The organism is Paenibacillus melissococcoides (assembly GCA_944800085.1).
In the GTDB taxonomy this organism is placed as follows: domain Bacteria; phylum Bacillota; class Bacilli; order Paenibacillales; family Paenibacillaceae; genus Paenibacillus_B; species Paenibacillus_B melissococcoides.
The window spans coordinates 258084-270637 of sequence record CALYLO010000005.1 but is presented as its reverse complement, the minus strand read 5'-3'; the positions used below and the strand labels follow the sequence as shown (position 1 = coordinate 270637).

General features: G+C 52.1%; 14 protein-coding genes and 1 pseudogene. 13 read left to right on the top strand and 2 right to left on the bottom strand.

The window, feature by feature from the left end; genetic code table 11:
• The first annotated feature begins 62 nt into the window (after positions 1 to 62).
• The 3 genes and pseudogenes from OCY70_RS19085 to OCY70_RS19075 all read left to right on the top strand — a co-directional run bounded on the left by OCY70_RS19085 (position 63) and on the right by OCY70_RS19075 (position 2315).
• Complete coding sequence (locus OCY70_RS19085; RefSeq protein WP_213429004.1) at positions 63 to 548, top strand: GNAT family N-acetyltransferase; 486 nt, start codon at positions 63 to 65, stop codon at positions 546 to 548.
• Between the two features lie 295 nt (positions 549 to 843).
• Positions 844 to 1173, top strand: a pseudogene (locus tag OCY70_RS19080) (dienelactone hydrolase family protein); the annotation flags it as partial.
• A 113-nt stretch (positions 1174 to 1286) separates the two neighbouring features.
• Entirely contained in the window at positions 1287 to 2315 is a 1029-nt protein-coding gene (locus OCY70_RS19075; RefSeq protein ID WP_213429005.1) for a Gfo/Idh/MocA family protein, read from the top strand.
• Between the two features lie 125 nt (positions 2316 to 2440).
• Here the strand turns inward: OCY70_RS19075 and OCY70_RS19070 are convergent, their stop codons facing one another.
• The gene (locus OCY70_RS19070; RefSeq protein ID WP_213429006.1) at positions 2441 to 3022 is read right to left on the bottom strand and encodes a manganese efflux pump; all 582 of its coding nucleotides are present in this window, start codon (positions 3020 to 3022) and stop codon (positions 2441 to 2443) included.
• 422 nt (positions 3023 to 3444) lie between these two features.
• Between OCY70_RS19070 and OCY70_RS19065 the strand changes: the two genes are divergently transcribed.
• The 3 genes from OCY70_RS19065 (at position 3445) to OCY70_RS19055 (ending at position 4570) form a co-directional block, all read left to right on the top strand.
• On the top strand, positions 3445 to 3582 hold the full coding sequence (locus OCY70_RS19065; protein ID WP_213429007.1) for a hypothetical protein: 138 nt from the start codon (positions 3445 to 3447) through the stop codon (positions 3580 to 3582).
• Between the two features lie 185 nt (positions 3583 to 3767).
• Positions 3768 to 3974: a hypothetical protein gene (locus OCY70_RS19060; RefSeq protein WP_213429008.1), complete on the top strand. Its 207-nt coding sequence runs from the start codon at positions 3768 to 3770 to the stop codon at positions 3972 to 3974.
• 26 nt (positions 3975 to 4000) lie between these two features.
• The gene (locus tag OCY70_RS19055; RefSeq protein ID WP_213429009.1) at positions 4001 to 4570 is read left to right on the top strand and encodes a YdcF family protein; all 570 of its coding nucleotides are present in this window, start codon (positions 4001 to 4003) and stop codon (positions 4568 to 4570) included.
• 20 nt (positions 4571 to 4590) lie between these two features.
• Here OCY70_RS19055 and OCY70_RS19050 read toward each other — a convergent pair whose 3' ends face one another.
• Positions 4591 to 4749, bottom strand: coding sequence for a hypothetical protein (locus tag OCY70_RS19050; protein WP_213429010.1), 159 nt, complete (start codon positions 4747 to 4749; stop codon positions 4591 to 4593).
• 141 nt (positions 4750 to 4890) lie between these two features.
• Here OCY70_RS19050 and OCY70_RS19045 point away from each other — a divergent pair, with 141 nt between their 5' ends.
• From OCY70_RS19045 to OCY70_RS19015, 7 genes are all read left to right on the top strand, one after another.
• A complete protein-coding gene (locus OCY70_RS19045) occupies positions 4891 to 5505 on the top strand; it encodes a superoxide dismutase (protein ID WP_213429011.1) in 615 nt (204 codons plus the stop codon).
• A 25-nt stretch (positions 5506 to 5530) separates the two neighbouring features.
• On the top strand, positions 5531 to 6184 hold the full coding sequence (locus tag OCY70_RS19040; protein WP_213429012.1) for a helix-turn-helix transcriptional regulator: 654 nt from the start codon (positions 5531 to 5533) through the stop codon (positions 6182 to 6184).
• 333 nt (positions 6185 to 6517) lie between these two features.
• Entirely contained in the window at positions 6518 to 7201 is a 684-nt protein-coding gene (locus tag OCY70_RS19035; RefSeq protein ID WP_213429013.1) for a response regulator transcription factor, read from the top strand.
• On the top strand, positions 7198 to 8670 hold the full coding sequence (locus tag OCY70_RS19030) for a sensor histidine kinase (RefSeq protein WP_213429014.1): 1473 nt from the start codon (positions 7198 to 7200) through the stop codon (positions 8668 to 8670). The genes OCY70_RS19035 and OCY70_RS19030 overlap by 4 nt, the downstream gene beginning before the upstream one ends.
• Before the next feature lie 113 nt (positions 8671 to 8783).
• Positions 8784 to 9503 carry a polyphosphate polymerase domain-containing protein gene (locus tag OCY70_RS19025; protein ID WP_261945100.1) on the top strand — a complete coding sequence of 240 codons (720 nt, stop codon included), beginning with the start codon at positions 8784 to 8786 and terminating at the stop codon, positions 9501 to 9503.
• On the top strand, positions 9503 to 10195 hold the full coding sequence (locus OCY70_RS19020; RefSeq protein ID WP_213429016.1) for a DUF4956 domain-containing protein: 693 nt from the start codon (positions 9503 to 9505) through the stop codon (positions 10193 to 10195). Before OCY70_RS19025 ends, OCY70_RS19020 begins: the two co-directional genes overlap by 1 nt.
• A gap of 19 nt (positions 10196 to 10214) precedes the next feature.
• Positions 10215 to 11900 carry a CotH kinase family protein gene (locus OCY70_RS19015; RefSeq protein ID WP_213429017.1) on the top strand — a complete coding sequence of 562 codons (1686 nt, stop codon included), beginning with the start codon at positions 10215 to 10217 and terminating at the stop codon, positions 11898 to 11900.
• The last annotated feature ends 654 nt before the right edge of the window (positions 11901 to 12554 follow it).

Below are 12554 nucleotides of genomic sequence, written 5' to 3'. Positions count from 1 at the left end.
AATTTTGGTTTTTTATCCGGCGGTGAACTGACAGATATGATATACAGCATGCATTCGAAAGGATGACAACCGTGTTATCGTTTGAGAAAACATCGGCGAAGCGAGTCGATATCGAAGAAGCTATTATTAATTCCAATCCTTTATTTAATCTGGTATCCAGAAATAAAGAGATCATACCAAGAGAAGAAGTGCTGGCAGATATCCAGCAGGCCCATCGCATCGGCGCCAGTCGGATGCTGGTAAAGGAGGATGAGAACTATATTGGCATCCTCGAATATTTGCCGATGAATCCGGCCGATCAATGCACCTGGCTGGGGCTTCTGGTGATCAGCGGCGAGCTGCAATCGCAGGGATACGGGGCGCAGGCCGTGCAATTATTTGAAGAGCTCATGGAAAGTCAGGGCATCGGCAAATACAGAATCGGAGTCGTGACGAAAAATACGCGGGCCCATCTTTTCTGGATGCGGCACGGCTTCAAAAGGATCGACTCGAAAACGAACGGCAATAATAAAGAGATATTAATCTATGAGAAAAAATTACATCTATGAACAGAGGGATGAGGATAGTGAGAGGTGTATAAATAGTTCTCCTCCCGAGACAGATATGTCATCCGGGATACACTGGAAGCGTGGCTGATGGAATTGAGCGAACAAGGCTTCCAGGCAGGCAAAAGACGATAGCTGCGGGCATGGTCCGCTTAAGATGGCGAAGGAAGGGGAGTGGCGATGACAAGATTGGGACAGAAGTTCCTGGAGCAGGAAGGCTTGCGGCTCTGTGGAAGCGGAAGCGGGGGCGCCTGAGCTGGCTGGCGGGATGCTCACCTTTTAGGCCGGCTTCAGTGTCGGAGCCACCGTAGCCTGGATGTGCAGCGGCAGCAGCGGCCTTGACGGAATTATCGGCTTCTACGGCTCAAGAATCCGAAATTACGCGGACATCGAGCCTTGTTGTCCTGCCTTGCTGTACTTTGCAAGCGAGGAACAATTTGATGTGTCCGGATTAGCGCGGCAGTTGGGAGAGACGGGGCGGACACGCGTTGAGGTCGTTCCGGCGGGACATGGCTTTATGAATCCTTTTCATTCGAGCTATCAGCGGGAGCAGGCAGAAGCGTGCATGGCAGGATGTAGCGAATTTCTGCGCCAGGAAAGTCACAAGCTTCAAATTGCAGCAAAATAGTTCAGGTAATACCGATATCATTCATGGGCAGTTCCGCCATCCCGAGATATGATAGAGGTGAATCATCTTGCAGCGTTCCAGTCGAATGCGATACAAGGATGGAGGGACGATTCATGACAAAAAAACGTGTTGGCATCGTGGGTTGCGGCAATATTTTTCCGATGCATGCCAAATCTGTGGAGTTAAATGAACTTGCTGAATTAGTGGCTGTATGCGATATCAAAGAGGAGCGGGCGCAAAAAGCGGCAAAGCAATATAACTGCGATTATTATTTGGACTATAAACAAATGATCGATGAAGCCGGCCTGGACGTTGTTCATGTATGCACGCCGCATCATATGCATGCGCCTATCGTTATCTATGCGGCAGAGAAAGGCAAGCATGTCATTACGGAGAAGCCGATGAGCATTACCGTGGAAGATGCGGAAGCGATGATTGAAGCGTGCCGCCGGAAGAACGTTACCTTTGGCGTCATCTTCCAAAACCGCTACAATCCCGGCTCGGTGCTGATTAAGGAAGCGCTTGACAGCGGCAAGCTGGGCCGCGTCCTTGGAGCCCGCTGCTCGGTTACATGGAAGCGAACGGATGAGTATTACAGCTTAAGCGACTGGAAGGGCACTTGGGACAAGGAAGGCGGCGGGGTCATCATTGACCAGGCGATTCACACGCTGGACCTGATGAGATGGTTCATTGGCGACGATATTGCGGCTATTTCCGCTCATATTGAAAACCGTACGCACGAAAAGATTGACGTCGAAGACGTGGCGGACGGGGTGATCCAGTTCAAAAGCGGGGTCATGGCTTCCTTCTACGCCATGAACTATCATAGCTATGATGCTCCTGTCGAGATTGAGCTGCATTGCGAGAAGGGGAAAGCGTATATCCGGGCAGAGAAAGGCAGCATTTTCTATGACGACGGCACGGAAATCAGCCGCGATTCGGATCGCACCAACCTGATCGATTATGGCGAAGGGGTCAAATCGTATTGGGGCATTAGCCATATTCATCAAATCGGCAATTTCTACGATGCGGTCGTCAACGGCGATCCGCTGCATATTACCGGGGAAGAGGCATTGAAGACGCAGAAAATGGTCGCGGCGATATACCAGTCCGGGAAAACGGGGCAAAAGGTTCAATTTTAAGGATGATCCCATATTGACCAAAGGCTTTGGTTACGCCAAAGCCTTTGGTTTTTTTTTTGGAAGCAGGAAAGCGGGCTTCCGCCCGCAGGAATACGCAGTCTATGTCTATTCCATTGAAAAGATTGCTAGTCTAGGAACGCGCCAACCGCCACCAGCAATAAGAGCATCCCGCTAATCAGGGTCCCGAATTGCCCGACGGTAAATTTGCCGATGCGGACATGCGTGAGCCTGATGCCGAAGGCCACTCCGGCCCATACCGTGACGAAGCTGCCGACCGCCGCCAATATCGAAATCAGCAACGGGGAAAAACCGAGCAGACCGGCTCCGACGCCATTGGTCAATGCATTGGCTGACAGTGCGACGCCGAGCACCGCGGATTCAACGAAGCCGATGCTTTTGGGACTGGCTGCTTCCGAGTGGGGGCTTGGATTTTGGTTCTTGCGCGGAACGGCCATCAGGATGATGCGCAGACCGATCACCACGAGCAGGAAGGCGCCCAGCACCACCGTAAGGATTCCGGGCAGCACGGTGGCAATGAACATCCCGAAATAGATTCCGCACATACTAAAGAGAAAACAGATTGTGGCTATAAAGAGATTGGAGAGTAAATTGATGCGAATATTTCGCACGCCATAGGACAAGCCGACTCCCAAATTATCGATGCTTGACGAAAAGGTTAACGCCGCAATCATAAGCCATGATGTCATTTTTGTTAGCTCCTTTTTTCATGTAGTCATCTTCAAAGCAAAGGTTGCTTTACGTTCTCATCTCACCACACCTTTCCTGTATCGGTCGAAACCGGATTTTACTTTATGTTCCTCAACACCTCCCAGTTGTTACCATTCAGTTATGAGCATTATAATCACCTTGTTGCAAAAAGTGCTTGCCTCCTCAAAATTTTGTTGAAGAAAATGAAACAGATGTCTCCTATCCTTCATGGCCAGCATGGGCGGGCTCAAGCACAGCTTCCTCTTCTGTTGATATTTACTCAACGGACTGATGATGAGATTGTACCTTTTCTCAACAGTTGAATAAGGTGAAGAACAAATCAAATCCAAGGAGAAAGCGGCAGTAAGAGGACCGTAGACAGGGAATTCCGGTTGTTGCCGTGCGGAAAGGAGAGGGTCAGATGATGACGGTGTTGAAGTGGATCGGGATTGGCGTAATGGGGATCGGGATGATTCCGTTCCTGTTCATTCAAAGTGTCGCAGAAGAAATGGAAATGAAGTATGATAAAACCAAGCGATGCTGGGAACAACACAAATAAACCAAGGACGATACGCATCCGTTTCCCGATGAAGCGAGTGATGAATATGATGAATAAGATGAGTATTGCCAAGGTGCAAAGGATAGGCTATGGGGCATGTGCGCTATCTATCATTCTATGGGTGCTATTAATAGGGTCAGATCCATATTTTGCGGGGATGGATCAAGTCAGCGCGGATACCCAGCTTGGCCATGCTGGCCCTTCCGGCCGTTCTCTGCGCGGCAGGCTTGATCCGGCTCCGGAGCTCGCTGCTGCTAATCGCATTCGTCTGGAGTATCACGTACAGCATGTATATGGTGCTGAATCCGGGTGTTTTTTCGTTGTTCGGCGCAACCAATCTGATGTACTTGCTGTGCCTCTGTGCCTTCCGTGCCCACGGCGTCAAATATTGAAATGACCGTACAGGAGGTGATGCAGGTTGACCTATCCGTTTGATTGTCTCACCGAGCTTGTCTTCGTTCCGGAAGAAGAGCCCCGGCCTGCCGATATTATTCTGGTGCCGGGCGGCAGTCATACGCAGCCGATGGCGATCGCCGCACAATTATATCACGAGGGATATGCTCCATTGGTGTTACCGTCCGGAGGTAATAATCCGAAGCTGGATCGGACCGAGTGGGAGCATTTGCAGCAGATTGGCGTCTCGCTGGGGGTTCCCGAGCATGCCATCCTGCGGGAAGACAAGGCGAAAAATACGTTCGACAACGCGAGAAATTCCTGGAGCATCATTAAGGAGCGCCAGTTGGAAGTGAATCGGGCCATCCTCGTATGCAAAGCTTATTTCTCGAGAAGAGCGCTGATGACGTATCAGGCTGTCTTTCCCCCGACCGTCCAGTTCTGTGTCCAGCAAGACAGCACGCGTGTGAACAGAAACGACTGGTTCAAGGAGGAGGCCGGGATCAAGCTGGTCCTGACGGAAGCGCGTAAAATTGCGACATACTTCGAACCGCATATCCCGAGATGGGTCGAGCGGCAGGAATCATCACGATAACCCGCCGCTCTTTGCCTCGTCTATATATAAGTCATGGCCACTCGCAGCCCGGCCATACAGATGAAAAGCGCCCCAAAACGTAATTTCATTTCCATAGATATAAATCGAAGAAGCAGGACCGTCAAAAAGACGGCAGACAATAAAGCGCCTTCGATCAGAATGCGCGGCAAATCCAGCATAGCGCCATCTCCTTTGTTGGCACCCTGAAGGCTCTCGCTCATAAAGTTGCATTAAGTAAAAACATTTAGATGTGTACAAAATATTTCCCTTGCTATATAATCAGAGGTGAATTCTGTTAATTGGGAAAGGAGACCAAGCGAATGGAACAATTCACTCTGCCGGAAATGTCCTATGGATATGATGAACTGGAGCCTTACCTGGATGCCAGAACCATGGAGATTCACCATAAGAAGCATCATGCGGCGTATGTCGCGAACTTGAACCAGGCGCTGAGCACTTCCCCGCAATTCAAGAACGCCACGGTCGAACAATTACTCCGTAACCTCGACGATATACCGGAAGACATACGCACCGCGGTCCGCAATCATGGCGGAGGGCATTACGGGCATAGCCTGTATTGGTCCATCATGAGCCCGACGGGCGGAGGAGAGCCTAAGGGGGATATCGCCAAGGGGATCGAGAAGCACTTTGGATGCTTTGAGCAGTTGCAGGAAGATCTGACCAAGGCCGCGATAAGCCGCTTCGGTTCGGGATGGGGCTGGCTCGTCGTCAATGGAGACAAGTTGGAAGTCATGAGCACGCCGAATCAGGATACGCCGTTGGCGGAAAACAAGACACCGATTCTGGTCGTCGATGTATGGGAGCATGCCTATTACTTGCAGTACCAGAACAGACGGCCAGACTTCGTGTCTTCCTGGTGGAATGTCGTCAACTGGGAGGAAGTGAACCGCCGCTATAACGAAGCTGTCCGCTAATTCCGCCTGCAGAAGGGAGAAACCGATGCGACAATGTCAAGCTCCTGTACGGGAACAGAAGACGAGACGGAAAATATTGCTGCTGCTGAAGAAGCATGGCTCGATCCGCGTCCAGGACATATCGCAGCGTCTCGGGTTAACGGAGATGGCGATTCGGAAGCATCTCTATGCGCTGCAGGAGGAGCGGTTCATTGAGGCTGCCGTACAGCGCCAGCCCGTCGGCAGGCCGATTCACGTATACCGGTTGACGCTCTCCGCCGAGGCGCTGTTCCCGAATCAATATGATGCGCTGGCCGCCGATTTGCTTGACGAGATGAGCGAGATGTTCGGGGAATCCGTCATTCGCGAGCTGTTCGAGCGAAGGCAGGAGAAGCTGGAGCAGAAGCATCGCGCTGCGATGTCCGGAGGCAGCCTGGAAGAACGGGTTGCCAGCCTGGCCGCCATCCAGAACCGGGAAGGCTATATGGTCACGGTCGATAAGCTGGATGACGGAGCGTTCTTGTTCGAGGAAGCGAATTGCCCCATTGCCCGTATAGCGTGCCGTTACCGCCAGGCATGCCATTGCGAGCTGAGCTTGTTCCGGGAAGTGCTGGATGCTCAGGTGGAACTATTGGAATGCATGGCGGACGGGGATGTCAAATGCTGTTACCGGATTGCGGCAAAGTCCGCAGATGCATAAGATTGTGACTACAGATACAGGCCCGGCTTGATGCCGGACCTGTTTTTTTGCGCATGACGTGATTTTTTACAATAGCAAGATCGGGAGAAGCGCCGGCATTGCTTTTTTTGTCATGAGCTGGTTCATCATGTCGGCAAAAACGCTGTCATGGCCGCGAATCTCCTGTCAATTTCTGCGGTTGCCGGGGAAATAATAAGAAGGAAATAAGCCCATTTCCCGCCAACAATTCATCTGAATTTCACATTGCGATCGTATAATGGGAGCGACACGGCGGGGCGCAGCCGACCATGCCGCTTCCCGCCGCCACTAGCATGCAGAAAGAAGGTACAGGCCATGTCACATCACATTCTTGTCGTTGAGGATGACGGATATATTCAGGAATTGATTAAGGAATTTCTCACTGCCCATTCCTACCAGGTCGATGTTGCGGATAACGGCTTGGAGGCTTGGCAGGTGATGGAGCGGACCAATTACGATCTGGTGATTCTGGACGTGATGCTTCCGAATATCGACGGCTTCTCGCTCTGCCGCATGATCCGAAGCTCGCAATCTGCGGTTCCGATTATTATGCTGACGGCATTAAGCGAGGAGCAGGATCAAGTGAAGGCGTTCGAGTTGGAGGCGGACGATTATATTTCCAATCCTTTCTCCTTCAACGTGCTAGTCAAGCGTGTCGAGGCGGTGCTGCGAAGAGCGAAGAACGGAAATCCGGCGCTTCCGGTCAACGACTTGACGTTCGAGCGGCTGCGCATCGATTTGAACAGCTATAAGGTGTATGTCGATGAGGAATGGATCGAGATGACGATGAAAGAATTCGAGATTTTGCAGGCGCTGCTGGAGAACATCGGCCGCGTGATGACGAGGGAGATGCTGCTGGAGCGAATCTGGGGCTACGACTATTATGGCGACAGCCGAATCGTGGATGCGCATATTAAGAATATTCGCAAAAAAATCGGGCTGCCCTATATTAAGACGGTGAAAGGGCTGGGCTATATGATGGAGAGGGAGAACGGATGAGGAAGCGGGGAATCGCCTTCAAAATATTCGGCATCACGTCGGCCTTGCTTATCGTGTCCGCCCTCATTTTATACTTGACCCTGTTTTTCCTCCTGCCCAGTTACTACTATAAGTATAAGGAAGCGAACGTAAGCAGCAAAGTCCAGTCCTTGATCGAGAGCCTGCATGACGTGAAGGCGGATGAGTCAGCCAATCTGCTGCTCCAATTCGAATTCGCCAACAATGTGCGCGTCGTGCTGCGCGATCCGGCGGGAGAGGTGGCGTATCCGGCCAGTCCTGACTCGATGGATCCGGCGTTCATTGATGAATTGATGCGCGGGCCGAAGCCGCCCGGGGCAGCTCCCTTTCATCCGGACGGCCCGCTCCGGCCCAGGGAGCACGGAGGCAAGGATGGCGGCGAGACGAACTTTATTTCGCTTGAGGAGACGGTGCAGTTCAATGATCAGGCGGGGGAGCACAAGCTGTTCGTCTATTCTCCCGTACAGCCGATCGATGAGGCCTCCCAGGTCATTCTGATGTTCCTGCCCTACATGTCCATTGTCATTCTCGGAATTGCAATGATCGGCGCGGCCATCTATTCGAAGCTTCTCTCGAACCCGCTGATTCATCTGAACCAGGTGGCCTCCAAAATGGCGCAGCTTGATTTCACCGTGCCCTCCACCATTCGTTCCAACGACGAGCTGGGCGAGCTGTCCTCTAATCTGAACATTCTCGCGGGCAATCTGCAGACGAGCATGAGCGAGCTGAAGCAAGCCAACGAGAAGCTGCGGGATGACATTCAGAAGGAGCGGGAGCAGGAGCAGAAGAGACGCGAATTCGTCGCGACGATTTCTCATGAGTTGAAAACGCCCATCACGGCCGTTTCCGGCCAACTGGAGGGGATGCTGCATCAGATCGGCTCGTACAAGGATCGCGATAAATATTTGCAGCAGTCGTATGAGATAATGAAGGAAATGGAGAAGCTCGTTCATGAGATTTTGAACATATCCGAGCTGGAGAGCTTTGATTTCAAGCCCCGGATCGGCAAGGTTCATTTGTCGGCTCTGATTCAGCGCAGTCTGGACCAATTCCTCTATTTCCGCGACATCAAGCAGCTCGAATTCGATATCGACATCGAGCCGGATCTGTATATTGAAGCGGACGAGAAGCTTATCTCCCGGGCGGTCGCCAATCTGTTAAGCAATGCCGTTAAATATTCCGGGGATGGAGAGACGGTCTGCGTATCGCTGCGCCGTCACGGCGCGAACGGATCGCTGCTGAGTATACTGAATACCGGGGCGCAGATTGAGCCTTCCCAGCTTGAGCGCATTTTCGAGCCCTTTTACCGGGTAGAAAAATCAAGAAACCGCAAAACCGGGGGCAGCGGCCTCGGCTTGTATATTGTCCAAAAAATACTGGATATGCACGGACTGCGCTATCAAATCCGCAATGTGCCGGAAGGCGTGCGGTTCGACATCCAATTCACGTAAAAGACTCGGATATCCGGGTCTTTTTTATCTTTCTCGCAAAATTCATGCGCCCTTCACAAGAAATTCAAACGGCCTCTCTATACTTGCCCTATACAGACAAGGAGGTGAAGGAAGTGGGAACTGCCTTGAAATTGAAATACCGCCAAGAGCAGAAGTTCTACGCCAACGCACATCAATATATGGTGATCCGGCAGCGGCTGAAAAGCTTGATGCAGACGGATCCGCATGCCGGGCCGTCAGGCGAATATCATATTCGGAGCCTCTACTTCGACGATATCAACAACAAGGCCCTCCATGACAAGCTGGGCGGCATACGGAATCGGGAGAAGTGGCGAATCCGCATCTATAACCTGGAGGGCAATCGGATTCAATTGGAAAAGAAAATCAAGAGAGACGATTATATTGCGAAGTTGAAGGAAGATCTGTCGCCCGGCCTGCTTCAATCGATCATGGATGGCGATATCGAGGCGCTCAACCAGCCGGACAGGCCGCTGCTCTATGAGATGTACCGGGAGATGAGGCACCGGCTTCTTCGGCCGAAGGTGATCGTCGATTATGTGAGAGAAGCGTACGTCGCCTGGACGGGCAATGTCCGAATCACATTCGATAAGCAGTTGAAGACAGGACTTCATGCCACGGATCTGTTGAACCGCGATGTGGCTGTCATCCCGGCTCTCGATGAGAACTTCGTCATTATGGAAGTGAAGTATGACGAGTATCTCCCGGAGTATGTGCAGGCTGCCTTGCAGCTTGAAGGCTTGAAGCGGCAGTCCGCATCCAAGTATGTGATTTGCAGGAAGGTCATCAAAACGAGTATATGGGAGGATCAATAATGGATTCAACGACGAAAATAACGTTTTCCGATATGATAAAAAACAGTGTTCTCAAAAATTTTCAATCGGATATCAGCGTAGTGCAAATGGTGATTACGCTGGCCATCGCCTTTGCGATCGGGCTATTTATTTACATGCTGTATAAGCGGACATTCAGCGGGGTGCTCTATTCCAAAAGCTTCAACATCTCCCTGATTGGCCTATCATTGATTACGTCGCTCATTATTATGGCGATTAACTCGAACCTGGTCTTGTCGCTCGGGATGGTTGGCGCCTTGAGCATCGTGCGGTTCCGGACGCCGATCAAGGATCCGACGGATCTGATCTTCCTGTTCTGGTCCGTATCGGTCGGGATTGTGACCGGGGCCGGATTCTATACGCTGGCTGTTGTCGGTTCGATCGTCATCGGTCTTGTGCTGTTCCTGTTCTCGAAGAAGACGTCGCTCGAGACGCCTTATCTGCTCGTCGTCAACTGCGATGGCGAACAGGCGGAATCCGAGCTGTACGGCTGCATGTCCAAGTCCGTGAAGAGACATAGCGTGAAGCAGAAGACCGTGACATCCGGCAATATCGAGCTGACCTTGGAATTGAGACTGGCCGGCAGCGAGCCGCGGTTCGTGAACCGCGTCACGGAAATTAATGGCGTTAAGAATGCGGTGCTGATCAGCTATAACGGAGACTATGTATCATGACCGCGGGAGGTGGATGAACATGATTCGAAGATCATTCGTTCCCCTGGGGATGGCGCTGCTCGCTTGGATGATGCTGCTCGCCGGATGCAGCACGGCATCGGATTCGAACGTGGCGGAGCTTTCGGAGGAGCTGTTCCCAAAGGACAAGGTGATCGAGGTGAACATCACCATCGATCCCGATGATTACAGCGACATGCTGGAGCATCCGACGGATAAGGAGGTGAAGGCGGCCTCCGTTCAATACAACGGCTATGAATTGGATAATATCGGCATCCGGACGAAGGGGAATTCCAGCCTGACCGGCGTCGCCTCGTCGGATTCGGACCGGTATAGTCTCAAGCTGCTGCTCGATGAATATGTCGACAGCCAGAATCTGCTCGGCGTCACGAGCATCAACCTGAACAATGGCTATAGCGATCCGTCGTTCATCAGAGAATATTTGACGTATGAATTGTTGGAGGAGATGGGGCTTCCTACGCCTGAATTCGCTTTTGCCAATGTATCGATCAACGGCGAGCCGGCCGGATTATTTCTGGCCGTCGAACAGATTAACGACTCGTTCCTGAGCCGGAACTTCGAGACGTCATACGGCGTCTTGTACAAGCCGGACGGGCAAGGCAGCGACCTGAGCTGGCGCGGAGACGACATCTCCTCCTACAGCGGGCTCAATCGCAAATCGAAATCGTCCGATGACGAGCTTACGATCAAGATGCTGAATGAGCTGAACAATGGGACGGATTACGAGAAATATCTCAATGTGGACGGCATCCTGCGCTATATGGCCGTCAATGCGGCGACCGTCAACATGGACAGCTATCAGGGGAACTTTAACCATAATTATTACCTGTACGAAGAGAACGGCGTGTTCTCGCTCATTCCTTGGGACATGAATATGGCCTTCGGGGGATTCGGCGGCAGCAAGGATAGCCTGATCGGGATGCTGATGGATGAGCCGACAATGGGCGCGGTCGCGAACTACCCGCTGGTCGACAAGCTCCTGCAGAACGACGCGTACAAGGAGCAGTATCACAATTATATCAAGCAGATTATCGAAGGATATTTGTCGCCGGAGCGGCTGAAAGCGCGGGCGCAGCAGCTCGCGGATATGATCGATACGTATGTCGAACAGGATCCGACGAAGTTCTATACGTATGAAGAATTCAAGCAATCGCTCACCAGCGACGTGAAAAATATTCCCGGTCTTCTTACCTTTGCCGAGGCTCGGGTCAACAATCTGAAGCAGCAGTTGGACGGCACGCTCCCTTCCTATGATAAAGGGGAAGGCATCCAGGGAGGAATGCCGGGCCGGGGCGGCATGAGAGAGCAGGGCAACGGCGCAGGCGAGAATCCCGGAGCAGCGGGGCAGGCGAACCCGGATGGCGGGGCACCGCCGGAGGCGGGCCAGCAGCCGCCGACCGGAGGAGAAGGGCAGGAGGCGCAGAACGGAGCGCCGGCGAATCCCGGCGGAGGCGGGCAGGCGAACCCGGACGGCGGGGCACCGCCGGAATTCGGCGGGAAGAGGCCGGATATGGGCGATGGCCAGATGCCGAACTTCGGCGGCGGCAGACCGGGAGGCAATCGCGAGCAGGACGATGCGGCAGCAATGAATGATCGGATACATGAAGCGATAACGGTCGGCGTCGTCCTGCTGCTGCTGATTGGAGCTATCTTCTTTGTCCGGAATTATAAAAAGAGAAGCATATAAAGCAGCATTGTGCAGGGGGTGTCTCACAGGCACTGCAAAATGATGGAGATGACGAGTTAGCAGAGAATGTGGATCGGGAAAAACGGCGGCGCGCAAATCGGTCGAAGATGGATGAAGCAGTGAAATGCTGCGTGGATGCATCAATTTCTGCTCTTTCAGCCGCTATTTGATGAAATTCCTGCAAAAGTACATGATGTTCATCGATTTTTGTCTTTTATCGATTGGATAGTCAGAAATTGATGCCGTTTTGCAGGATTCCCTGTAACGGAGTACACGTCATAAAGGAAAAGTGTAGTTTTGCAGTTTTTCTGCGAGTCGAGCTTTGAGAATCAAGGGGGGCTGTCTCACTGTAGTGAAATACTACTTTTGGGACACCCCCTTGCTTGTATGGAGGCGATTATCCGCCGTGGAGAAGCGATTTCGGCATGGGGGGATTGTTATAGTTTTGGTATAGCTCGGAATGGTAATCTAATGTTCGATTCAATGATCTTCTTTTTTCCAGACATCTCGCCCCTGAACGTGCACCATGTATTCCCGCGCAATCGTCTGGCAAGCGCTGACAGGCCGCGCTTCAAGCGCATTTTGACCGCATGAGCAGCAGTCAACAGCGAAGGAAGCTTCGCAATATGATACAAGGAAGATGCATCAAACTGG

What these genes read in the sequence shown, in the direction of transcription:
- OCY70_RS19045 (WP_213429011.1), top strand. Translation starts at nt 4,891, where the DNA reads ATGGAACAATTCACTCTGCCGGAAATGTCCTATGGATATGATGAACTG.
- OCY70_RS19020 (WP_213429016.1), top strand. Translation starts at nt 9,503, where the DNA reads ATGGATTCAACGACGAAAATAACGTTTTCCGATATGATAAAAAACAGT.
- OCY70_RS19050 (WP_213429010.1), bottom strand. Translation starts at nt 4,749, where the DNA reads ATGCTGGATTTGCCGCGCATTCTGATCGAAGGCGCTTTATTGTCTGCC.
- OCY70_RS19015 (WP_213429017.1), top strand. Translation starts at nt 10,215, where the DNA reads ATGATTCGAAGATCATTCGTTCCCCTGGGGATGGCGCTGCTCGCTTGG.
- OCY70_RS19065 (WP_213429007.1), top strand. Translation starts at nt 3,445, where the DNA reads ATGATGACGGTGTTGAAGTGGATCGGGATTGGCGTAATGGGGATCGGG.
- OCY70_RS19070 (WP_213429006.1), bottom strand. Translation starts at nt 3,022, where the DNA reads ATGACATCATGGCTTATGATTGCGGCGTTAACCTTTTCGTCAAGCATC.
- OCY70_RS19040 (WP_213429012.1), top strand. Translation starts at nt 5,531, where the DNA reads ATGCGACAATGTCAAGCTCCTGTACGGGAACAGAAGACGAGACGGAAA.
- OCY70_RS19075 (WP_213429005.1), top strand. Translation starts at nt 1,287, where the DNA reads ATGACAAAAAAACGTGTTGGCATCGTGGGTTGCGGCAATATTTTTCCG.
- OCY70_RS19030 (WP_213429014.1), top strand. Translation starts at nt 7,198, where the DNA reads ATGAGGAAGCGGGGAATCGCCTTCAAAATATTCGGCATCACGTCGGCC.
- OCY70_RS19035 (WP_213429013.1), top strand. Translation starts at nt 6,518, where the DNA reads ATGTCACATCACATTCTTGTCGTTGAGGATGACGGATATATTCAGGAA.
- OCY70_RS19085 (WP_213429004.1), top strand. Translation starts at nt 63, where the DNA reads ATGACAACCGTGTTATCGTTTGAGAAAACATCGGCGAAGCGAGTCGAT.